This window comes from Paraburkholderia ultramafica, from assembly GCF_902859915.1.
GTDB lineage: Bacteria > Pseudomonadota > Gammaproteobacteria > Burkholderiales > Burkholderiaceae > Paraburkholderia > Paraburkholderia ultramafica.
Genome location: NZ_CADIKK010000024.1, coordinates 1 through 22,227, shown reverse-complemented (window position 1 = coordinate 22,227; position 22,227 = coordinate 1). Strand labels below are relative to the sequence as shown.

16 protein-coding genes and 2 pseudogenes are annotated in these 22,227 nt (G+C 59.9%); 8 read left to right on the top strand and 10 right to left on the bottom strand.

Features of this window, described 5'->3' with window-relative positions:
- The 6 genes and pseudogenes from HV744_RS23595 to HV744_RS23570 all read left to right on the top strand — a co-directional run bounded on the left by HV744_RS23595 (position 1) and on the right by HV744_RS23570 (position 6,771).
- Positions 1 to 699: a fumarylacetoacetate hydrolase family protein gene (locus HV744_RS23595; protein WP_175151810.1), complete on the top strand. Its 699-nt coding sequence runs from the start codon at positions 1 to 3 to the stop codon at positions 697 to 699.
- A gap of 22 nt (positions 700 to 721) precedes the next feature.
- Positions 722 to 1,363: a maleylacetoacetate isomerase gene (gene maiA, locus HV744_RS23590; protein ID WP_175151809.1), complete on the top strand. Its 642-nt coding sequence runs from the start codon at positions 722 to 724 to the stop codon at positions 1,361 to 1,363.
- 203 nt (positions 1,364 to 1,566) lie between these two features.
- Positions 1,567 to 2,775, top strand: coding sequence for a 3-hydroxybenzoate 6-monooxygenase (locus tag HV744_RS23585; protein ID WP_175151808.1), 1,209 nt, complete (start codon positions 1,567 to 1,569; stop codon positions 2,773 to 2,775).
- 74 nt (positions 2,776 to 2,849) lie between these two features.
- Positions 2,850 to 4,232 (top strand): annotated as a pseudogene (locus tag HV744_RS23580) (MFS transporter).
- Between the two features lie 490 nt (positions 4,233 to 4,722).
- On the top strand, positions 4,723 to 5,538 hold the full coding sequence (locus tag HV744_RS23575; RefSeq protein WP_175151807.1) for a creatininase family protein: 816 nt from the start codon (positions 4,723 to 4,725) through the stop codon (positions 5,536 to 5,538).
- Between the two features lie 96 nt (positions 5,539 to 5,634).
- Positions 5,635 to 6,771 (top strand): YncE family protein, encoded by a 1,137-nt coding sequence (locus HV744_RS23570; protein ID WP_246279165.1) that lies wholly within the window; start codon positions 5,635 to 5,637, stop codon positions 6,769 to 6,771.
- A gap of 91 nt (positions 6,772 to 6,862) precedes the next feature.
- Here the strand turns inward: HV744_RS23570 and HV744_RS23565 are convergent, their stop codons facing one another.
- The 4 genes and pseudogenes from HV744_RS23565 to HV744_RS23550 all read right to left on the bottom strand — a co-directional run bounded on the left by HV744_RS23565 (position 6,863) and on the right by HV744_RS23550 (position 10,057).
- Entirely contained in the window at positions 6,863 to 8,254 is a 1,392-nt protein-coding gene (locus HV744_RS23565) for a cytochrome c peroxidase (RefSeq protein WP_175151805.1), read from the bottom strand.
- Between the two features lie 357 nt (positions 8,255 to 8,611).
- A complete protein-coding gene (locus tag HV744_RS23560) occupies positions 8,612 to 9,010 on the bottom strand; it encodes a DUF488 domain-containing protein (protein WP_175151804.1) in 399 nt (132 codons plus the stop codon).
- A 35-nt stretch (positions 9,011 to 9,045) separates the two neighbouring features.
- Positions 9,046 to 9,603: pseudogene (locus HV744_RS23555) on the bottom strand (uracil-DNA glycosylase family protein); the annotation flags it as partial.
- 106 nt (positions 9,604 to 9,709) lie between these two features.
- On the bottom strand, positions 9,710 to 10,057 hold the full coding sequence (locus tag HV744_RS23550) for a cupin domain-containing protein (protein WP_175151803.1): 348 nt from the start codon (positions 10,055 to 10,057) through the stop codon (positions 9,710 to 9,712).
- Between the two features lie 462 nt (positions 10,058 to 10,519).
- On the opposite strand from HV744_RS23550, the gene HV744_RS23545 reads away from it, so the two are divergent.
- The gene (locus HV744_RS23545; RefSeq protein ID WP_246279164.1) at positions 10,520 to 13,582 is read left to right on the top strand and encodes an ATP-binding protein; all 3,063 of its coding nucleotides are present in this window, start codon (positions 10,520 to 10,522) and stop codon (positions 13,580 to 13,582) included.
- Between the two features lie 110 nt (positions 13,583 to 13,692).
- On the opposite strand, the gene HV744_RS23540 is transcribed toward HV744_RS23545, so the two are convergent.
- A complete protein-coding gene (locus HV744_RS23540; RefSeq protein ID WP_175151802.1) occupies positions 13,693 to 14,427 on the bottom strand; it encodes a response regulator in 735 nt (244 codons plus the stop codon).
- Positions 14,428 to 14,778: 351 nt separating this feature from the next.
- On the opposite strand from HV744_RS23540, the gene HV744_RS23535 reads away from it, so the two are divergent.
- The gene (locus tag HV744_RS23535) at positions 14,779 to 15,090 is read left to right on the top strand and encodes a hypothetical protein (RefSeq protein WP_175151801.1); all 312 of its coding nucleotides are present in this window, start codon (positions 14,779 to 14,781) and stop codon (positions 15,088 to 15,090) included.
- A 16-nt stretch (positions 15,091 to 15,106) separates the two neighbouring features.
- Here HV744_RS23535 and HV744_RS23530 read toward each other — a convergent pair whose 3' ends face one another.
- From HV744_RS23530 to HV744_RS23510, 5 genes are all read right to left on the bottom strand, one after another.
- Positions 15,107 to 16,234 carry a DUF2827 domain-containing protein gene (locus tag HV744_RS23530; RefSeq protein WP_175151800.1) on the bottom strand — a complete coding sequence of 376 codons (1,128 nt, stop codon included), beginning with the start codon at positions 16,232 to 16,234 and terminating at the stop codon, positions 15,107 to 15,109.
- Positions 16,231 to 16,821, bottom strand: a complete 591-nt coding sequence (locus tag HV744_RS23525) for a hypothetical protein (protein ID WP_175151799.1) — start codon at positions 16,819 to 16,821, stop codon at positions 16,231 to 16,233. The genes HV744_RS23530 and HV744_RS23525 overlap by 4 nt, the downstream gene beginning before the upstream one ends.
- Positions 16,818 to 17,978 (bottom strand): DUF2827 domain-containing protein, encoded by a 1,161-nt coding sequence (locus tag HV744_RS23520; protein WP_175151798.1) that lies wholly within the window; start codon positions 17,976 to 17,978, stop codon positions 16,818 to 16,820. The genes HV744_RS23525 and HV744_RS23520 overlap by 4 nt, the downstream gene beginning before the upstream one ends.
- On the bottom strand, positions 17,978 to 19,111 hold the full coding sequence (locus HV744_RS23515; protein ID WP_175151797.1) for a DUF2827 domain-containing protein: 1,134 nt from the start codon (positions 19,109 to 19,111) through the stop codon (positions 17,978 to 17,980). Before HV744_RS23515 ends, HV744_RS23520 begins: the two co-directional genes overlap by 1 nt.
- Positions 19,112 to 19,220: 109 nt before the next feature.
- On the bottom strand, positions 19,221 to 22,227 hold a 3,007-nt coding region (locus HV744_RS23510; protein WP_175151796.1), incomplete at its 5' end, for a YadA-like family protein.

Sequence of the window (22,227 nt, the reverse complement as noted above, 5' to 3'; positions counted from 1 at the left end):
ATGGCTTTTGTTTTTCCGCCTGAGGCGCCTGTCGCCGTTCCTGTTGTCGGTACCGACGATCAGTTCGCAGTACGACGCGTCTACTGTGTCGGCCGCAACTATGCCGCACATGCCCGCGAAATGGGCTTCGATCCGGATCGCGAGCCGCCGTTCTTCTTCTGCAAACCGGCCGACGCGATCGTGCCCGTCGCCTACGGCGAAACGCTGGAACTCGACTACCCGGCGCAGACGCAGAACTATCACTACGAAGCCGAACTGGTGGCGGTAATCGGCAAAGGCGGCTCGGACATCCCGCTCGAGCAGGCGCTCGAGCACGTCTGGGGCTACGCGGCGGGTCTCGACATGACCCGGCGCGATCTGCAGATGAAGATGCGCGAGATGGGCCGGCCGTGGGAAATCGGCAAGGCATTCGACCGGTCGGCGCCGCTCGGCCCCATTCATCCGGCGAGCGCCGTGGGTCACTTTGAGAACGGCGGCGTCTGGCTCACGGTCAACGGCGCCACCAGGCAGAAGAGCGATGTGTCTCACCTGATCTGGTCTGTGGCAGAGACGGTCGCCGATCTGTCGAAGTTCTTCCGCCTCGAGGCCGGCGACGTCATTTATACGGGCACGCCTGAAGGCGTCGGCGCAGTTAGCCGCGGCGACCTGATGACCGTTGGCGTCGAGCGGCTCGGCGAGTTGTCGGTTCGCGTGATCTGAGCACACCGGGACAGGTCAGACAATGCAGCTTCATAGTTTCTTCAACAGTTCGACGTCGTATCGCGTGCGTATCGCGCTTGCTCTCAAGGGGCTGAGCTACGACTATCTGCCGGTCAATATCCGTACCGGCGCGCATCATGAGCCGCAATACGTCGAACACATCAACCCGTCGGCAGCGGTGCCGGCGCTCGTCGACGGCGATTTCCGGCTTGGGCAGTCGCTCGCGATTGTCGACTACCTGGATGCGGTGTATCCCGAACCGCGCTTGATTCCGCTGGACCCGCATCAGCGGGCTCGGGTGCTGGAGCTTGCGTATCTGGTTTCGTGCGATATGCATCCGGTGAATAACCTGCGGGTGCTGCGCTACCTGCAGGACGTGCTCGGCGCGTCGCCGGAGCAGAAGGACGCGTGGTATCGCCATTGGATCACCGAAGGGATGGCGGGTGTCGAGCGGTTGCTTGCGCGTGACCGTCAAGGCGACTGGTGTTTCGGTGACCAGCCGACGCTGGCCGATTGTTGTCTCGTGCCGCAGATCGCCAACGCGCTGCGGATGAACTGCGATTTGAGTGCGTATCCGCGCAGCCTTGAGATTTATCGGCGTGCACTTGAACATCCGGCGTTTGAAGTCGCGCAACCGCAGCGGCAGCCGGATTACGTTGGTTGATAGAGGGGTCTGGGGTAAGCGCTAAAGCGCTAACTGCGGTCGACTGCTGTGCATGGGACCGCAGTAAGCGCTAAAGCGCTAACTGCGCTCGACTGCTGTGCATGGGACCGCAGTAAGCGCTAAAGCGCTAACTGCGCTCGACTGCTGTGCATGGGACCGCAGTAAGCGCTAAAGCGCTAACTGCGGTCGACAAAGGAGACAACATGAGTGAAGCAAACAAACCGACGCGCAACGTGATCGTCGTCGGCGGCGGCATTGGCGGCCTCGCCGCAGCACTGGCGCTGGCACGCCAAGGCATCCGCGTTCAGCTGCTGGAGCAGGCGGCCGAAATCGGCGAGATCGGCGCCGGCATTCAACTCGCCGCGAATGCGTTCAACGCGCTCGACGCATTGGGCGTCGGCGAAGCCGCCCGCAGCCGCGCAGTATTCACCGACCACATGCTGATGAAAGACGCGCTCGACGCCACCGAAGTCGCGCGCATCGACGTCGGCGAACCGTATCGTCAGCGTTTCGGCAATCCGTATGCGGTGATTCATCGTGCCGACATCCATCTGTCGATATTCGAAGCGGTGCAGCTCAATCCGCTCATCCAGTTCCGCACCAACACCCAGGTGCGTGCGCTCGCCCAGGACGAAACCGGCGTCACGGTCACGGATCAGCACGGCGAGCGGTATCGCGCCGACGCGGTCATCGGTTGCGACGGCGTGAAGTCGGCGATCCGCCAGGCGCTGATCGGCGACGAACACCATGTGACCGGACACGTCGTCTATCGCGCCGTGGTCGACGTACAGAACATGCCGGAAGATCTGCAGATCAACGCGCCAGTGGTATGGGCAGGCCCGCATTGCCATCTGGTGCACTACCCGCTGCGCGGCGGGCAGCAATACAACCTCGTCGTCACCTTCCACAGCCGTGAACAGGAGCAATGGGGCGTGCGCGAAGGCAGCAAGGAAGAAGTGCTGTCGTACTTCGAGGGCATCCATCCGCTGCCGCATCAGATGCTCGATCGCCCGACGTCATGGAAACGGTGGGCCACGGCGGACCGCGATCCGGTCGAGCGCTGGAGCTTCGGACGCGCGACGGTGCTTGGCGACGCAGCTCATCCGATGACCCAATACCTGGCCCAGGGCGCCTGCCAGGCGCTGGAGGATGCGGTCACCCTCGGCGCAGCGGTGGCGGCCACCGGCGGCAACTTCGAAGCGGCCTTCGCGCTCTACGACAAGGCGCGCATTCCGCGCACCGCACGCGTGCTGTATTCGGCGCGGGAAATGGGACGGCTCTATCACGCGAAAGGCGTCGAGCGCCTGGTGCGCAACTCGCTGTGGGTGGGCCGCACGCAGCAGCAGTTCTACGACGCGCTGCAGTGGTTGCACGGCTGGCGTGCCGAGGACTGCCTGAAAGGCGTCGTCTAACCGGCCGGCCGGCGAACCGATAGCAAGCGCATAACCCGTCATAAAAGCGCAGAAAAAAATCAGGAGGAGACAACATGGCCAATCAACATCAACAGTCTGTCGATATCACCGCGTTCATCGACCGCAATCGCGTTTCGCCGTTTCAGGTGACGATCGTGGTGCTGTGTTTTCTGATCGTCGCGATCGACGGTTTCGACACCGCGGCGATCGGCTTCATCGCACCGGTGATCCGCTCGCAATGGCAACTCATCCCGACCCAGCTCGCGCCGGTCTTCGGCGCCGGGCTTGCCGGGCTGATGGCAGGTGCGCTGCTGATCGGACCGTTCGCGGACCGTTTCGGGCGCAAGCGCGTGCTGCTGATCTGCGTGCTGTGCTTTGGTATCGCGAGCGCGGCGTCGGCATGGTCCGGCTCGCTGAACGAGTTGATCTGGCTGCGCTTTCTGACCGGTCTCGGGCTGGGCGGCGCGATGCCGAACGCGATCACGCTGACATCCGAATACTGCCCCAGTGCGCGGCGCTCCTTCCTTGTCACGACGATGTTCTGCGGCTTTACGGTCGGTTCCGCGCTCGGCGGCCTGGTCGCGGCGGCATTGATCGAGCACTACGGCTGGCGTGCGGTGTTGCTTGCGGGTGGCGTCGCGCCGCTGCTGATGTTGCCCTTGCTCGCCTGGCTGCTGCCGGAGTCGGTGCGGTATCTCGCGGTAACCGGACGGCGGCGGCAACAGGTCGTGCGCATCCTGATGCGCATCTCAGCTCACGAAGATCTGTCAGGCGCCACGTTCACCGCGACGCAAACTCAGACGAAGCATGCCGGCTCTACGGTCGGACGACTGTTTCGCCCGGATCTGCTGCGCGGCACGTTGCTGCTATGGCTGACGTTTTTCATGAGCCTGCTCGTCATCTATCTGCTGTCGAGCTGGCTGCCGACGGTGCTGCGCAACACGGGGATATCGCTGCGGACTGCTGCGCTCGTCACCGCGATGTTTCAGGTTGGTGGAACGCTTGGCGCAATCGTCCTCGGCTGGCTGATGGACCGCATCAATCCGCATCGGGTGCTGGCGGTGAGCTATGCGGCGGCTGGCGTGTTTACCGCCGCTATCGGCAGTCTGACCGCCACGCCGTGGCTGGCGGGCGCGGCGGTGTTCTGCGCGGGGTTTTGCGTGTCGGGCTCGCAGGTCGGTGCCAACGCGCTGTCGGCCGCGTTCTATCCGACCGACTGTCGCGCAACGGGCGTAAGCTAGGCGAATGGCATCGGCCGGATGGGTTCGGTCGTCGGTTCGCTCGCCGGCGGCACGATGCTGGCGATGGGCCTGACCATGCCTGCGCTGTTTCTGCTCGTCGGCATTCCGGCAGTCCTGGCCGGCGGCTCGATGATGGTGCTTGGTCTGGTTCGTTCGCACGACACGCCGGTCGTGCCGGCGTCCAGTCTCACGGGACAGCAGTCGGGAACCTCATAAGGAAAGGCCGGCAGCCGATCATGCTCGCAGGGTAGATGTGCACGACCCCCAGACCGCCGCCCAAAATTGAATTGAGCATCAATTTTGGGTAGCTTTGTCCTGGATCGTGCATTGACAATTGCGTACGCGACAATCCGTTGTTTTGACGTAAGCTGATTGGTCTAACGTACGCCACGGGCACATGCGATTAGCGCTGCGCGCGCCGCCGCATTCATCGTCATTCGATATTGCGCATCAGCAACTGGACAGCCGAAGCAACGCCTGGAGCAAGAGATCCGTGCGGCGGCCTACAGATGCTGGCCGCAATCGCACCTCGTGTGAAGTGCATCAATGTCGTTACCCCTGGCGAAGCCGCTGAGCAAGTGCGTTTCTCCATTCATGGTCACCACGAACCTGAACGAGGATCCGAAGCTGGACACCAGACTCCTGAGCGCACACTCACAACCGCCTTTGTCATATCAGGACAGCCACTTTTTTGCACGGGATCTTTATGCGCCTACCCCTTCGACTAGCGTTCGCGTCCGCCGTAGTATTGGCTGCAGCACAGGTTGCCATGGCGCAGACACCCTCAACGGTCCAGCTGGAGGAGCTGACCTGGACCGAGTTACGCGACGAGATTCACTCCGGCAAGACCACCATCATCATCCCGATTGGCGGAACCGAGCAAAGCGGGCCTGACGTTGCGCTCGGCAAGCACAATGCGCGAGTCAAGGTACTGTCGCAGCGCATCGCGCAAGGACTGGGCAACGCGATCGTCGCGCCGGTCATCGCCTATGTGCCCGAGGGAGGCTACGCTCCAGCAACCTCGCATATGCGCTTTCCCGGCACGATCACCGTGCCGGACGACGCATTCGAAAAGACGCTGGCATCCGCCGCAAATAGCTTCAAGGTCCATGGATTCACGAACATCGTTTTTCTCGGCGATCACGGCGGCTACCAGAACGGCATCAAACGCGTCGTGGCCCAGCTCAACAAGACATGGGCTGGATCGGGCGCCCGCGCATTCGTGCCGCCGGAATACTACGGCACCAGTTCGGACGGCTACTCGCAGATCCTGCGGCAACACGGCGTGAGCGATGCCGAAATCGGCACCCATGCCGGACTCGCGGATACGTCGCTCCAGCTGGCGGTCGAACCGCGGATGGTCAGGCTCGAACACCTGCGCAGCGGCCCGAAGCTGGGGCCGGCAGATGGCGTCTATGGCGGTGATCCGCGGCACTCGAGTGTCGAACTTGGTCGGTTAGGCATTGATGCAATCGTGTCGCGGACCATCGATGCCATCCGGAAAGAAACTGCAAGCCGTTGACGCGCCGCCCCTGCCCGCTTTTCCACTCAATCCCTGCTCCACACAACCACGGAACCCGTCATGCAAATGTGCTCTCGTCCTTTTTTGCGCGTCGCAATGGCTGTGGCCGTTGCGCTAGCCGGATGCGGTGCCGCCAGTACCGCGTCAGCTGCTTCTACGGTCACCACGGTCGCCGGCATGCCGCCCGTGGTGAACCCCGGCAATCTGTACAGCGAAGCGGCAGCCGGCCATTTAAGCCCGGCGGTCGCAACCGCGTTACCTCGTATCTATGTGCCGAACCTGCGCTCAAACGACATCTACGTGATCGATCCGGCTACGCTCAAAGTGGTCGATCGATTTCACGTCGGCATCAGCCCGCAGCACGTTGTGCCTGCGTGGGATCTGCAGACTCTGTGGGTCGCCAACAACGCCGAGGGCCGTCTTGATGGCAGCCTGACCCCGATCGATCCGAAGACCGGCAAGCCCGGCAAGGCGATCATGGTCGACGACCCCTACAACATGTACTTCACGCCGGACGGCAAGGAAGCGATCGTGGTGGCTGAAGCTCACGCGCGACTCGATTTTCGCGACGCGCACACGATGGCGCTCAAATCGAGTCTCGAGGCGCCGCAGTGCAAGGGCATCAACCACGCCGATTTTTCGATCGACGGCAAGTACGCGGTCTTTACCTGTGAATTTGGCGGGAAGCTGGCCAAGGTCGATCTGGTCAACCGTAAAGTCGTGGGCTACCTTGAACTGGACAGGAAAGGCATGCCGCAGGACATCCGCATCTCGCCGGATGGCAAGGTGTTTTACGTCGCCGACATGATGGCGGATGGCGTCTATCTGGTCGATGGCGACAGCTTGACGAAGATCGGCTTCATCAAGACGGGGGTGGGTACGCATGGCCTGTACCCGAGTCGCGATGGCAGCAGGCTTTATGTCGCCAATCGCGGCTCAAATCTCGTTCACGGAGCGCGCCACGGCAACGGTAGCGTGTCGGTGATCGACTTCGCAACGCGCAAGATCATCGCGAACTGGCCGATCCCGGGCGGCGGCAGTCCGGACATGGGCAACGTCAGCGCTGACGGCAAGATGCTCTGGCTGTCGGGGCGGTTCGACGATGTGGTCTATGCGATCGACACCGCAACCGGCGTGGTCAAATCCATTCCTGTCGGCATGGAACCGCACGGCTTGACGGTCTGGCCGCAGCCCGGGCGTTATTCGCTCGGCCACACCGGGAATATGCGCTGATCCGTAACCAGAGAATGCCGTGGAGGATGACAGACCTGCTACAGCGGCATGTCTGCGCCTTCACGGCCAGCAGCAACCATCAATTCCTCCCTCACTGCGTTTTGAACGGCGTGTACGTCCCGGTCAACGAATTAAGGAAAGCAACCAGCGCTTTGACATCCTCGTCTGACGCTTCCTTGCCCACCTGATACTTCAGCATGATGCGGACCGCCTGGCTGAGATCGGTCACGCTGCCGTCGTGCAGATACGGTGCGGTCAAAGCAACATTACGCAAAGTCGGCGTCTTGAAGCGATGAAGATCCTGTTTATCGTGCGTGACATTCTCCCGCCCATTGTCCGCCTTGGTCATGCCACCATCACGATCAGCAAAATAATCGCCATGCAGTCCCAGGCGCTCGAATGACTGGCCACCGAAATTCTTCCCGACGTGACAGATGGCGCACCGGTCCGCCTTGAATAGTTGGTAGCCGCGCAATTCCTCACTGGTCAGAGCGGTTTTGTCGCCCCGCAGATAGGCATCGAAACGGCTTGGCGTAACCAGGGTCTTCTCAAACTCGGCAATCGCATCCGTGATGCTGTTGCCTGAGTAGCCATCCGGGTACACCGCCTCGAATTCTTTGGTCAACGAAGCGTCCTTGTCCAGTTTGCCGATGATCTGCTGCCACGATGTCGAAGCCATTTCAACCGGATTGAACGGCGGGCCGCCGGCCTGATCGGGCAACCCCGCGGCACGACCGTCCCAGAATTGCGCGCGATTGAACACTGCGTTGAACACGGTGGGCGCATTGATCGGGCCCACCTGGCCACCCACGCCGAGCGAGGTCTTGCGTCCATCGACACCGCCTTTCGAAAGCGAATGACAACTGGCGCACGACACGGTGTTATCCGCCGACAGGCGTGGATCATGAAATAGAGCCATGCCAAGCGAAACCTTGCGAGGATCGACGGGCATCGACGTCGGCAACGGTTGGATCGGCTCATTGCTGAACTCGGGCGCAACGCCGGGTGTTGCGTAGTGCGCGTTGCGCTGGCTGGTGATCCAGTCCAGCAACATGCGCCGGTCGCTTTCAGTCAAACCCGTGCTCCAATGCACCGAGCGGAACAGCTTCGGCGGCATCGAGTGATCCCTGACGACGAACTCGATTTTCGCAAGGTCTGCCTCGGGAGGCGGCATACCATTCTGAAGACTCTCGAACAGCGCGTCGATCTGGAAATTATTCAGCCCTCGTTCCACATCGTAGCGGGACAACTGGCTCATGCCCGGCAAGCGCGCATAGCCGGGCAACACGGTATGTCGGGAGTGACAGTAATAACAGGCCTTCTCGTCCAGCAGTGTCTTGATCCGGCCATTTTCCGCCGGATACGACACCAGCGATGCAGACCGCCTCGCATAGCTTGTGTCGTGGTAGTACGCGTAGCCCGACAGTCCCAGATAACCAAGCACAATCAGACTACCGATGGTAATCAATAGCTTTTTAATCATTTTTTGATCACGAACAAAAAACACCACAGCGAATCTGGCCTTGATATATAAGGCCAGAGATTCCAGTGCTGAATTTAGAGACAGGTTTGATATTTTTTAACATTTAATTTGCATAGCTAAATATCAAAAAACAAGCAACCCGGCCAAACCGCTCACGTCGTCCTTGTGAGGTGCTGCAGCAAGTATTTATCACCTAATCCACCAAACTGCAATCTCTTGTATGTGATCTGTTTAAATTATCGTCGGAGTCGGATTACAATTCGCACCTTCAATTGTCAATAAATGTGTTTTTCTATTTTTCAAAAGAAGATGTTAGTAGTATTGATTCTTGATATGAAACGAGCAAGGTGTTGCACTTCAAATTTGATCGCGCCCTCTGTGCAAATGCAAAAGAACCTCGCGTAACACGATCGCCTGGTTATGCTCCTCGTCTTTGGCGCCGTAGACGAGCGTAATCTGCTTGCCGCCCGAATCCCTCAAGAGTTGCTGGATGCGCTCGCGCATCGCTTCGCTGTCAAGCTCAGCGCGGTAGCGTTGCTGAAAGGCTGTCCACCGTTTCGGATCATGCCCAAACCATTCGCGCAATTCCGCGCTCGGCGCAAGCTCACGCGCCCACTGGTCCAGTTTGAGCGTCTCCTTGCTGCGTCCGCGCGGCCATATGCGATCGACGAGGACACGATAACCGTCCTCCGGGCCAGGATCTACGTAGGCTCGCTGGATGAGAATCCTCGGACTCTTGCGGTTCGCATGCGGCATTCGTTTCTCCGCTCAACAAGACGTTTCGATGCGGCTTACCTGATCTGCCCTGCCCCAGCCATGACCGCTGCCACCCTTGCGCGAAGCATCGGCAGCACATCGCTTTCAAACCACGAGTGACGCTGAAACCACGCCTGATTGCGCGGCGAAGGGTGCGGCAACGGAATGAAGGCCGGCGCATATTCGGCCCACGCTCTCACTGTTTCAGTCAGCGACGGCTTGCGGCGTTCTCCAAGAAAATGACGCTGCGCGTATTGGCCAACCAGCAGCGTCAACTCTATTTGAGGCAGCTTCTCCAGCAGGCTATCCAACCACAACTGCGCGCATTCACGGCGCGGCGGCTTGTCGCCGCCACTTCCTCGCCCGGGATAGCAGAATCCCATCGGGATGATGGCGAACTGCGTCTCGTCATAAAAGGACGCGTCATCGACGCCGAGCCAGGTTCGCAGACGGTTACCGCTGGCGTCGCTCCATGGAATGCCTGAGGCATGCACCTTCGCACCCGGTGCCTGACCGACAATAAGAATGCGGGCTACGTCCGTGGCACGTACGATGGGCCGCGGACCCAGCGGCAGATCGCGTTCGCGCGCACGTCGGCGAGAAGCGCGTCAAGGGTGGGATAGGCGAGCTTGTTCACTTGCAGGCATCTGGTTTTGCCAGGACTTCATGCGGCGCCCATTGGCGGCAGGAGAGATTGAGTCATGACGACGACCCAGAAGGCCCTTGAAGAACGATGGTGACGAGTACCGACGCGCTCCTGATCGCCACGAGCTTGTGGGGAGTGCCGGCCGCCAGGTAAAGGAGATCACCTGCCTGCATGAGCCGATCGGTATTCCCGAAGCTGAAAATCACTTCGCCTTCAACGCATTGCACCGTTATCGGACCGTTCACTGCGTGCTCAGGCATTCCCTTGCCAGCGGGCAAAACAAGCCGCATCACCTCGAGTTGCCGCTCCCTGAACAGGGCCGTGGTCTGAGTCCGCTCGAGCGTGTCGCCCAAAGGGAGCACGTTCGTTACTTCGCCGGATGAAAGATGGGATATCGCCATGGGCATTCTCCTGAATGTGCCGCCCTGCCGAGTTGCGCCTACCGCACGTTTTCTTATTCTACAGCCGCAATTGACAATGAGCCGGTTGCAAGGGGCAAACAGGCCCGAGACGCAAGACGGAATTCCGATAGCAGAGGACACGTATGTTCCGCAACGGCATCGGTCCGGAAGAACTTTCTCACCCGCAATCATTTATATCATGTTGCTATATATCTTTTTGACGCCGCGTGGTGGTCTGTGCCGCTCTATTCGCTGACGACGCAAGCAGTCCGATTGATATCTGACTTTCTCGTCCGTCCTGATCACGGCGCAGCCAAACGATCCGCTGCGTTATTCGCAAGGAACACAACCGCCAAACGATGCCACCACCTCCGGTTCAGTCCATGCAGCGCGTGACCGGGCGTCACGATTAGCGCTAAGATGATGGAATTCTGTCTTCCAAGGCAGGGCCGGGAGGCAACGATGCCGTCGGAAAAAGTGGATTCTCATGAGCAGGAGAACGCATTTCCGTCCCCCGGTCGTGAGGCGGATGCAAGCGATACCCCTGCGCTGAACCAGCACCAGCGCAGGCTCCTTTTCGGGGCTGGCATTGCAATTACGATTGTTCTGCTGCTACTCGCCGCTGTGTTGCAATACATGATGGTCAACGACTACATCGCTGACCGCTATGCCGACTTCATCTATCGGAAAACCAGCCTGCAGCTGATATTTGCCGAGCGCGAAAGCGGGCTGCGGGCCGCCCTCCTGCATGAAGAATCGGCTTGGGACAAACGTCCCCCAGCGCCAGATGCTGTGGTCGATCTGTTCGTCAAGCAGCACGGCCGCGTTGTCGTGCAGCCAAACCGGCACTTCGATCCGGTACTGGTGATGGGTGATATTGCCGGCCCGTGGCCGACTTCGGAATGGGCGCGGTATCTCGCTCTTGCCCAGGACTTCAACTATCGCACGGGTAGCTATACGCGAGTGCAATTCGGCAGGGTGTTCGGATATATGTATACACCCGATCATCGTTTGCTTGCTATCAGTCCTGCGCCGGCAGACGATCCGCTCAAGCGCAATGGTGTCGAGGATGTCGAAGAGCTCCTGCGTAAGATTGCCCCCGACATCGGCGACCTGACCGACCCCGCGGTCACGGACCGGCTGTTTGAAAATCGTAACGCGCTCTGGTTTCCACCGGTTACCGATCCATTCAGCGGCCAGTTGGGGTTTCGGGTCGCGCTCCCCGTTTTCAGTCACGGCAAGCCGTTTCTCATTCTGGTCCGCCATCTGCTGGCTCAGCCGATAATCGACAGTCTCGCCGGACAGCGCTTCGACGAAGTTACGTTACTCGTCGACAGCGCGGGAAAGGTGATCCTCGCCACAGGACAGGAAACAGGGATCCACGAGACAACCCGCCGGATCCTGGCCACGCACCCGTGGACCCGGAATACGGTCAGGATAAACCGCCGATACCTTAAAGGCCTGTTTATCGCCAGCACCTCCATTGGGACCGGCACTGAGACCGGAGACTGGACGCTGGTCTACGCGTTTTCGTGGCGCACGATTCTCGCCGAACTTTGGCCGAGGCTCGTCGGCTCTGCCGTCGCGGCGCTGGTATTGACAGGTCTCATGTGGACTCTGCTGCTGATGCTCAATCGCGCGGTATTCAAACCGGCCTATGAACACTCGAAGCGTGTCTTCGAAAGCGAGAACCTGAATCGCACGATGGTCGCCGCGGCACCGTCCGGGTTCGCCCTTCTGTCGTTCGAGCGCGGCGACGTCATGCTGCAAAACAATGTGATGTGCCGCTATGCCACAAATGTGCGTCAGGATGAACCGTCGCTGCATGTCCAATTGCACCGCCTCTACGACCGCTCCCCGGAAGCGCCCGCGTGGCAGTCCGATCTCGAGATGTCACTGAGACTGAAGGGAGACCAGGTCAATGATCTGCTGGTCAGTCTTGTACGCACGAAATACCAGGGGAACGAAGTGCTGCTGTGCAGCTTCTCCGACGTCACGAACCTCAAGAACACGGAGCGCAAGCTGGACGAAGCACGCGCGGCAGCCGATGCGGCGAACCAGGCGAAGTCCGCCTTCCTCGCCGTGATGAGTCACGAAATACGTACGCCACTTAACGCAATTCTGGGTAACCTCGAACTACTCGGCCGTTCACAATTGTCCTCGTCGCAGAGTGAACGGTTGCGCATTGTCTCGTCCGCAGCCGTTTCCCTGCTGGCTATCATCAACGATATTCTCGACTTCTCGAAGGTCGAGTCTGGCCAGATGACTGTCGAGACAGTCCGTTTCGATCTCGCCGACACCATTCGCCAGGTCGGCGAGATTTTCGCGCCGATCGCGCGCGAAAAGGGGCTCGAATTTGATTGCATGATTGACGACACACTCGCCTCGCACTATCTCGGCGATCCGACAAAGGTCAGGCAGATCGCGGTCAACCTGGTCAGCAATGCAATCAAGTTCACGAGCAGTGGCGAAGTGATGCTCGAGGTATACCGCAAGGACGATACGGTCGATGATTCGCCAATCATGATCGGCGTAATCGATACCGGTATCGGCATGTCGGCCGCGCAGCAGGAAACCCTGTTTCATGCGTTCACGCAGGCGGATTCGTCGATCACCCGGCGTTATGGCGGAACCGGACTCGGACTTGCCCTGTGCCGGCGCCTGACCGAGCTGATGGGAGGCACGATTCTGGTCAGGAGCGAACTCAATGCCGGCAGCACCTTCGTCGTAACGCTGCCGCTGCGGGCTGATACAAGCGAACCGGCGGACCATACCGAACACGACGAGATTGGACCCACGTCCGAGCCGCTCGACACACGCGCGTTTCGCATTCTGGTCGTCGACGACCAGTTGTCGAACCGCGAACTGATCGTCGCGCAACTCGCTACGCTCGGGTACGAAGCCGACATGGCCGACAGCGGGGGCGCAGCCCTGCGGCGTTTCAAAGAGTACCGTTACGATGTGGTGATGACGGACCTCAGCATGCCGGGGATGGATGGCTACGCGCTGGCGCAATGCCTGCGAGCCCAGCAGGCGGACGTGCCGATCATCGCGGTCACGGCCCATGCGACAGGAGAGGAGCGCCTGCGATGTGAAAGCGCGGGCATCGACATGATTCTGCTCAAGCCGGTTCTGCTCGGCACGCTGGACCAAACGCTGCGCCGGCTGATCAGCGAGGCAGACGAACGTCCTGCGCGCAGCGTCGAGGCCATGCAGGACCTTGCACGAGGCCCGCTGCCCGAGCGCGTGCATCTTGCAATGAACAGGTCACTCGATGAATCGCTCGCAACGCTGCACAAGGCGCTCGAAGCTGACGACATGAAAACAGTGCATGAGCAGCTTCACGCGATGCGCGGCTCATTTGCGATGATTCATGAGGAGGACATCGCGAACGACTGCAGGCAGATGGAACAGTATGCGAAGGATCACGACACGACTGCTGTGAGGGAAGCGCTCGCCCGTTTCGAACCACTCGCGCGTGCCGCGCTTGCACGACGCGCGACCGACACCCAGGTCGGCATATGACAACAAAATGCAGGAAGCTCCCTCGGCAGGTCGACAAAGCGTAACGGGTCGCCGCAAATCCCTGGACTCAGCCAGACGGCGCGGCGGCTACGTGCCAACCCATTCGGGCCTTATGAGTCTTTCGAGGCAACAGGGAGTATGCCGTCCCCCTGCCGCTGTATCTCGGGCCCACCGCTGGACGCTTGCGGGGCCGACGGCACCAAACCGGTCTCCATCGCATAGCGCAGCAGATCGACTTCCCGTTCGATACCGAGCTTTTCCATCGCCTTCGACTTTTGCGAGCTAATCGTCTTCTTGCTGCGACACAACCGTTCAGCAATCTCATTGACCGTCAACCCGGACGCAAACAGCCTCACAACTTCAGATTCGCGCTGGCTGAGAACGTCGGTCGAACCGCGGCCTCGACGGTTCCAGTCGATCGACTGGACGATCTCCTCCACTCTCGGCGAATAGTACTTACCGCCGATAAACGCGGTATGCGTGGCGGGAACGATATGGGTAAGGGCGTCCGACTTACTGACGATGCACTTGATGCCCTGGAGCACAATCGCGCGCAGTACCGCCGGGTTGTCCAGCATGGTAAGCACGACGAGTTTGACAGTCGGATAGCGCCGCTGGATCAGGGAAAACAGCGCAATTCCGTCACCGTATTCGCCCGCCGGCATCGCGTAATCGGACACCAGAACGTCGCATGCCTTGGTTGCGAGTAGCGCAATCAATTCCGTCGAGTTCTTCGCTGCGCCTACTAGCTGGATTGTGCTATCCAGTAGCAGCTCATGTTCCACACCGCTGATTATGGCCGGGTGATCGTCTGCAAGTACGACCCGAATTGTGAGAGGAGCCATCGTGACCCTCCGTATGCCGCGTGTGCGGTAGAAAGTGCGTGCCAGACACCAGAGGAGACAAGCTGCCTCTGCTTACAAATCGATTTCATTGCGACGCAGACGCACGGCACCGATGAACTGGCACCGCCGGTCGATGCGAACTACGCGCAGAAAAACAGATACCCCATACACCATCATAGTAATGGGCGAGAGCATCTTGCAATGCGATTGAGAAAAGATGTCAAAGACGACGCTTGTTGCTGCGCCGCGTGGCAGTTGTATTGCCTGGGCCGTGCTCGCAAGCGGGAGTGGCTTGCTTACCGGTGCAAGCCGGCGCCTGGCGCCGACCCGATTTCGACACGGCGACACACCGTGAGTGTAGGGTTGAATTCGCAATTGCAGTCGCGCGTTTTTCACCGGATATGCCGCCGCACACCGGCAGCGTATCCATTCGTGGCGTACGCCGCGCCGATCGCCAGCCGGCTGTCAGTCGACTTTCCGGAGGATCAATCGATGCGCATCTCACACGAAGCGATTTACCAGGACTGCATGGGTCCAGACCACATCGAACAGCCAGCCGTCATTGCAGCCGCGAATGTCAGCGAAACGGTCAACACAAATATGGGTTTTCATTGTTCTATTTACCCGAATCTACCAATAGCATTGAATCAATCCGATATCTGACCAGTCCCGCCACCGGTCAACGTATCGGCCTGTTCATCAATTCATCCAGCAACGTCTGATAGGTGCTCACCACCTCAGGATTGTCCGGCAGATAGCTGCGTATCAGCTCGCGCTGTCGTTCGCGGTACTCGTGCGCATTCTGATCGTGCAAGTCAATCGCCTCAATCAGTCGGCGCGCGCCCGCGTGCGCGTCATTGCCCTCGTAGTAGTAGCCAAGGCGAGCGCAAAGCGTCGCGTTATGAATAAGCGCATACCCCTGCCAGCACACCTCCAGATAAAAATAGTTCAGCGGATTCTCCAATTGATGCGAGATCACGACATCTGTTTCCTGCGCGAGAAACGTCGGCGTGTCGTGGCGACCAGTGAACACCGCCTTGTGGCCGCGCACGATATCGAGCTGATTCATCAACGCGATGAAGTCCACATGGTTTTGCGCCATCTGCAGCGCATTGGCCACCTGCAGCACCTTGATGTCCTGTGGACGCTCACGGTAGGCCAGTTCCGCGATCAACGCCGGGTACAGACAAAACTTCACGATGTTGATGTTCGGTTCCATCACCGTCAGACGGCGCGGCCCATCATGAGGCTGATACACACCGCCGTGCGGGAGATTGCGGCTCTGTCCATCGAGGAACACCGGGCTCCATACGAACGGTACTACGCGTCCGCTCACGCGTCGCAGTACCTCCAGATAGCTCTGACTGTTGCCGGCCACTTGCGGGATGAACCACAAGTCATCGTAACGCGAATTAACGAACAGGTTGCCGTCCCACAACACTTTGCCGAAGATCATCGCCTCGGCCGCGTGGATGTACTCGAACCCACAGCAGTACGACACGAGCCTCACACCACGGGACTTCAGATAGTTTGTGCGCTCCGCGTCGATCTGGCCACCCAGTTCGATCACCAGATCAAGTTGGTCCTTCACGTCTTGGAACATTGCAGTCGGCCAACGCTGCAGATCCCATGGCAATGCCGTGGTAACCGGAACCGCAGTCGTATTGACCAGCGTAGTGCTGGCGACGCCCGGACAATGACGTAACGTCTCCGCGAGGAACACTGCGTTTTGTTTGATGCCGTTATTCCACAATGTCTCGTCCGCACTGTGCAATCCTATCGTGATGCCGATACGCAGTCCGCTCATCTTGCTGCTCCACTGGATGTCACCGTCTGAGTCACCTTCACATAGCGGCGGATCGCAAGACACCCGGGAGATGCATCAATTAGCGATACAGTCGAACCAGCATCTCGCGGCGTTGTGTAGACGGTCATGCGCGCAAGGAGTTGCGTCGCCTGATAGCCGCGCAACTCATGTTGCGCCACCTGCACGCATGCCTGTGGGAGGAACTCCACGCGCTCGGCCGCCACCGAACAATTGCCGTCCGCCCCAGGCACCGCTGCGATCGACATGGCCGCGTTGGACTGCCCATACTGCAGTCCAACCAGCGAGAAAACCGCTCCTTTGTCGGGATGGGCGCGATCCCAGTCCAGCAGCAGGTCACTGTTGACGGCGTCGCGAGCGCCGATCGTCACCAGGTCGCTCAATGCCGGGAGGCACTGGCGCACTCCGATCCCAGACACGGCCTTCACAAGAGGATTGCGTCCAACTGGCTCGGCAGCAGGCGGCGCCAGCACGCTCTGCGCCGCACTGATCGACGGAACCAGCGCGACAGTCAGTAGGGCCGCCAGTAGGGCAACGATGCGCCTGAACGTAAAGACTTCCAGAATCATTTCGCGGTCTCCTCGGCAAATAGCGCGTCAATCGCGTCGCTGTATGTCTTCACGTTGCCCGCCTCCTCCGGATGCAGAGTCTGCAGGAACGCCCGCGCAGTACGCCGGTATGCGTCCAGATTGCCGTCGTGCTCACCGAACGCCTGCAGGAGCGCCCGCCCGCCCTCTTCACAGTCGAAGTCGTGATAGCGGTAGCCGCAATCACCGATCAGGTGCGAATTGTGCACGAGCGGATAGCCGCCATGCAGCGCTTCGTAGTACAGGTAGTTCTGAGCATTCTCCCATTGATGCGTAACCACAACATCAACATACTGACTCATCACCTGATAGAACGGAAAGCGCCCTTCGAACGACGCAACCCCATGTTTCACGATATCCAGGCTGCTTGCGAAGCTGAAGAATCCCGAGTGTTCCTTCGTCTTCAGAGTGTTGTAAACCCATACGTGTTCGAGCATGTGTGGATCACCCCGGTGCGCTGCTTCGCAGCACAGCATCGAGATGTGGCTCGTTTTCACCATGCAAATGTTCGGCTCGAAAATACCTGCGCGCCAGCGTCTGCGACCCGGCTCGTAACCGAACTTCAGCCCGGCGCCATCGTGTTCGATCGCGCGGTCGATCACGAGCGGACTCCATAGATGCGGCATGATGCGCACCGGAGCACGCATCACGCTGCGGTAATACGGGCTGCACGAGTTTTCATATTCCTGCAACGTCCAGATCTCGTTGTACGGTGCGCCACTGACCAACAGCGCATTGGGCCGATCGAAAATCATCCGCTCGATATCAATGACGTAGTCGTTGCCGACCCGCATCGACACGACCTTTCCGCCGCGCTCACGAAACGCGGTGACCCAATCTTTATTCAACTGCGCGCTCATTTCGATCATCAGGTCCAAGCGTGATGCCGCGTCCGCCATGTCGATCAGCGGCGCGGGCGCATCCTTGACGAAACGCTTCGCGTCCTCGATGTCCCCGTCGCCGCCGATCACGAGGTGCACCTCACTAATCGACGGCACCAGTCGCAGCAGCATCACAAGAAACAGGCAGTTCTGGAAAATCCCGTTTTCCCACAACGACTGACTACCCTTGCGCACGAACAACGACACGCCAACCTTCAGGTTGTGCGGCGCACCTTTTCTTCCCGTGTATTCCGCCATCACGCCACCTTTCCATTTCCGCTACCGCCCATCAACGCAATCAGCCGCTCGGCGTAGATATCGAGATTCTTTTGGCTGAACGGGTTGACCGCATCGAACACCGCGCGTGAGCGCTCGCGATATGCGTCAAGCTGCGCATCGTGGTCGCGCGCAGCGCGCAACAATTGCTGCGCGCCCGCCTGTATATCAAACCCGGGGTAGTAATAACCCGCATCCGCGAGCCATGGAGAATTGTGTATCAGTGGGTAATCGCCGTACAGCGCATCCAGATAGCTGTAGTTCTGGTCGTTACCCCACTGGTGGGCCACCACCGCATCCGCAGACTGGCCCATGAACCCCACTATGTCGTGCCGGCCGACAAAACAGGCCCGGTGCTCACGCACCAGATCCAGCGAATTCGCCAGATACAGCAGTGTAGGGTGATCTTTCATATGCAGCGTATTGAGCAACGTCATCGCGCTCACGCTGCTACGATCCTCGCGATAGGCCTCATCGCATATCAGCATCGGAATGCTGGACGACTTCACAACGGAGATGTTCGGTTCGAAAACCGCCACACGCAGACCCTTGTCCGCCGTGCGGTTCACTTCGTAGCCATAACGCACGCCATGCGACTCAACATCCGCGATCCGGGCCTCGATGAAACCCGGATGCCAGATAAACGGCACTTCATGTACCGCACAGCGGTGCAACGTACGCATCATCGGAATGCTCAGCCGGTCCTTCGAAAACAACCATATCTCATCGCACCGATCCGGTCGGGACGAGTGCACTGGCTTGTCAAATACCGATGGCTCGACAAGACCGACGTAAGGCTGCCCGCAACAATAGTAGACCACCTTGCGGCCGCGAGCTCGCATCAGGTCCAGCCATTTGTTATCGAGTGCGCCACTCATTTCGAAGATCACGTCAACTTCATCACCAGCCTGCTGCTGTGTGACGATCCGTAACCCGCCTGAAATGAAGTCGACCTCACGCGGCAGCGCATTCTCGCTGCCCACGTCGATCAGCAAGACCGAGCGCACGAAGGGTAGCCGTTGAAATAGCTGCGCGAGAAATACGACGTTCTGGCCCAAGCCATTCTGCCAAATGTTCTGGCCTTCGTGACTAAGTACTGAAATCCCGATACGCATGGAACGCCCCTTAAACTGACGTGGCAGACGTCCTCACAACGAGGCACGCCTACCACGCCTTTCATCGCACCGCCCATGATTTCAACGGTGCATACCTACTATATGCCGCTTACCACTGGTAGGCAGCCCCAGCGCCTACCGTAGTGCTGCCCCCACTCACGCCGACACCGATCTTGACCTTCACATTCTGCGTGATACGTGCAGTACCACCGAACGCAACGGCCTGGGAGCCGCCGAACGTTGCGGCACCGATCCCGAACGACAACGTTTTGCCAGGGTCGACTTCCGGGATCATGGTCAACGCCGTAGCCGCCGCAATGCCGGAGTAGGCATTGCGCGCCACGCTGTTGATCTGTCCCTGTACACCGCTGATCGCGTTGTTCAACTGGCTGACGTTCGCAGCATCGGTCGGGTTGATACCAGCGGCGACGTTGGTGATGCGGCGCTCGTTGCCTTCCGAACCCACCGACACGGTGTTGTCTTCCGCAGCGATCGAGCCAGCACCCAGGGCAACGGCGTTCCTGCCGGTTGCAGTGGCATTCGCTCCCAGCGCCATCGAGTTGTCGCCCGATGCGCTCGAGCTTATACCCATCGCGCCCGCATTCGCACCCGTTGCCGCTGCGCTGGCGCCCACGGCCACCGAGTTGTTACCGGAAGCGAGGGAGTTTGCGCCGATGGCCACCGTCGGGTCAGCAATCGCCTGCGCGTTGTAGCCGATCGCCACGGAGCCAGCAAATTGCGCGACAGCGCGGAAGCCGATCGCAGTGGTGTTGGCGCCGCTCGCATTCGCGTTGGAGCCGTAGGCAGTGGCACCGTCCCCGTTGGCCGTCACGCACAGACCCGAGCCCGTTGCATCGACGCCGGAAACCGATGAGCAGGTCGCCGAATTGACGTTCCTGATGTTGTTGCCTGTAGCACTGCGCGTCTGCACTGTACTGTCGGCGTTCAGGCCGCCCACCAGCGTGCCGGTAAACGCATTGCCCTTCGCGTTGGCCATCGTGACCATGTCGACGACCGGCTGTACCGCCGTCGAGATCGACGAGACCGTCGTCGACAGCGACGTGACACTGCTCGTTGTCGTAGACAGGCCGCTCGACAGTGATGCCAGGCCCGTCGAGGTCGACATCGACAGCGAACTCAGGCCGGTCGACAACGAACTCACGCCCGCCACCGCACCCTCGACGCCCGTCGAAATACCGTTCACCACGCTATTTGTGGTCGACAGGCCCGTGGACAGCGACGACAGTCCCGTGGAGGTCGACGACGACAACGATACGACCGTGCTGTTCGTACTCGACAGACCTGTGGACAGCGATGACAGTCCCGTGGAGGTCGACGTCGACAAGGTGTCCAGGTTGCTGTTGGTCACGTTCAGCGCGGTCGACAAGCTACCGACGTTGCTGTTGGTCGTGTCCAGTGCGCTCGACAGACTGGCGACATTGCCGTTGGTCGTATCCATCGCGGTCGACAGTGACGACAGGCCCGTGGAGGTCGACGTCGACAAGCTTGTGACACCGGCCGACAGCGACGTGATGCCACTGTTTGCCGTCGACAGACCACTTGAGAGCGACGCGACTCCCGTCGAACTGGACACCGACAACGACGCAACGTTGCTATTGGTCGTCGACAAACCGGTCGACAGCGAGCCCATGCCCGTGGAACTGGACACCGACAACGATGCAACGTTGCTGTCGGTCGTCGACAGACCGGTGGACAACGACGAAATACCCGTCGAGGCCGATACCGACAGTGTGACGATCGTGGTCGACAGCTGGGTCATGCCGGTGGACAGCGACAGGATGCCATTGCCGAGCGTGCTCAGACCGTAGGAGGTTGACACCGACAGACTGTTCAGGTTGCTGTTGACCGCGGACAGACCGGTGGACAGCGAGAACACGCCGTTGGACGTCGAACTCGACAGCGATGTGACATTGCTGTCTGCCGTCGACAGACCCGTGGACAGTGAATCCATGCCCGTGGAACTGGACACCGAAAGGCTGAACAAGTTGCCGTCGGTCGTGCTCAACGCCGTAGACAGCGAACTCACACCCGTGGAGGCCGACACCGACAGGCTGGACACGTTGCTATTCGCCGTCGACAGACCGGTGGACAACGAGCTCATTCCCGTCGATGCAGACGTGGACAGGCTGAACACATTGCTGTCAGTCGTGCTGAGCGAGGTGGACAGCGAGTTGATACCGGTCGAGAGTTGCGAAACAGTGCTGTTGGTCGTCGACAGACCCGTCGACAGCGACGTCAGACCCGTCGACGCCGATACCGACACCGACGCCACATTACTGTTCGTGGTCGATAGACCGGTCGACAGCGAAGCCATGCCCGTCGAAGCCGACACCGACAGGTTCGAAACATTGCTGTTGGTCGTCGACAGACCCGTCGACAGCAGCGAGACGTTACTGTTCGTGGTCGACAGACCCGTCGACAGGCTGCTGATGCCCGTGTTGGCCGTCGACAGACCCGTGGAGGTCGACGCCGACAGGCTGTCGAGGCCCGTGGACAGCGACGCCACGCCCGTCGACACCGACGTCACGTTGCTGTTCGTAGTCGACAGACCGGTCGACAGCGAAGCCATGCCCGTCGACGCCGACACCGACAGGTTCGAAACATTGCTGTTGGTCGTCGACAGACCCGTCGACAGCGACGTCAGGCCCGTCGAAGCCGACACCGACAGGTTCGCGACATTGCTGTTGGTCGTCGACAGACCCGTCGACAGCAGCGAGACGTTGCTGTTCGTGGTCGACAGACCCGTCGACAGGCTGCTGATACCCGTGTTGGCCGTCGACAGACCCGTGGAGGTCGACGCCGACAGGCTGTCGAGGCCCGTGGACAGCGACGCCACGCCCGTCGACGCAGATACCGACACCGACGCCACGCTGCTGTTCGTGGTCGACAGACCGGTCGACAACGAAGTCATGCCCGTCGAAGCCGACACCGACAATTGCGAAACATTGCTGTTGGTCGTCGACAGACCGGTCGACAGCGAGGTCATGCCCGTCGAAGCCGACACCGACAATTGCGAAACATTGCTGTTGGTCGTCGACAGACCGGTCGACAGCGACGTCATGCCCGTCGAAGCCGACACCGACAGGTTCGCGACA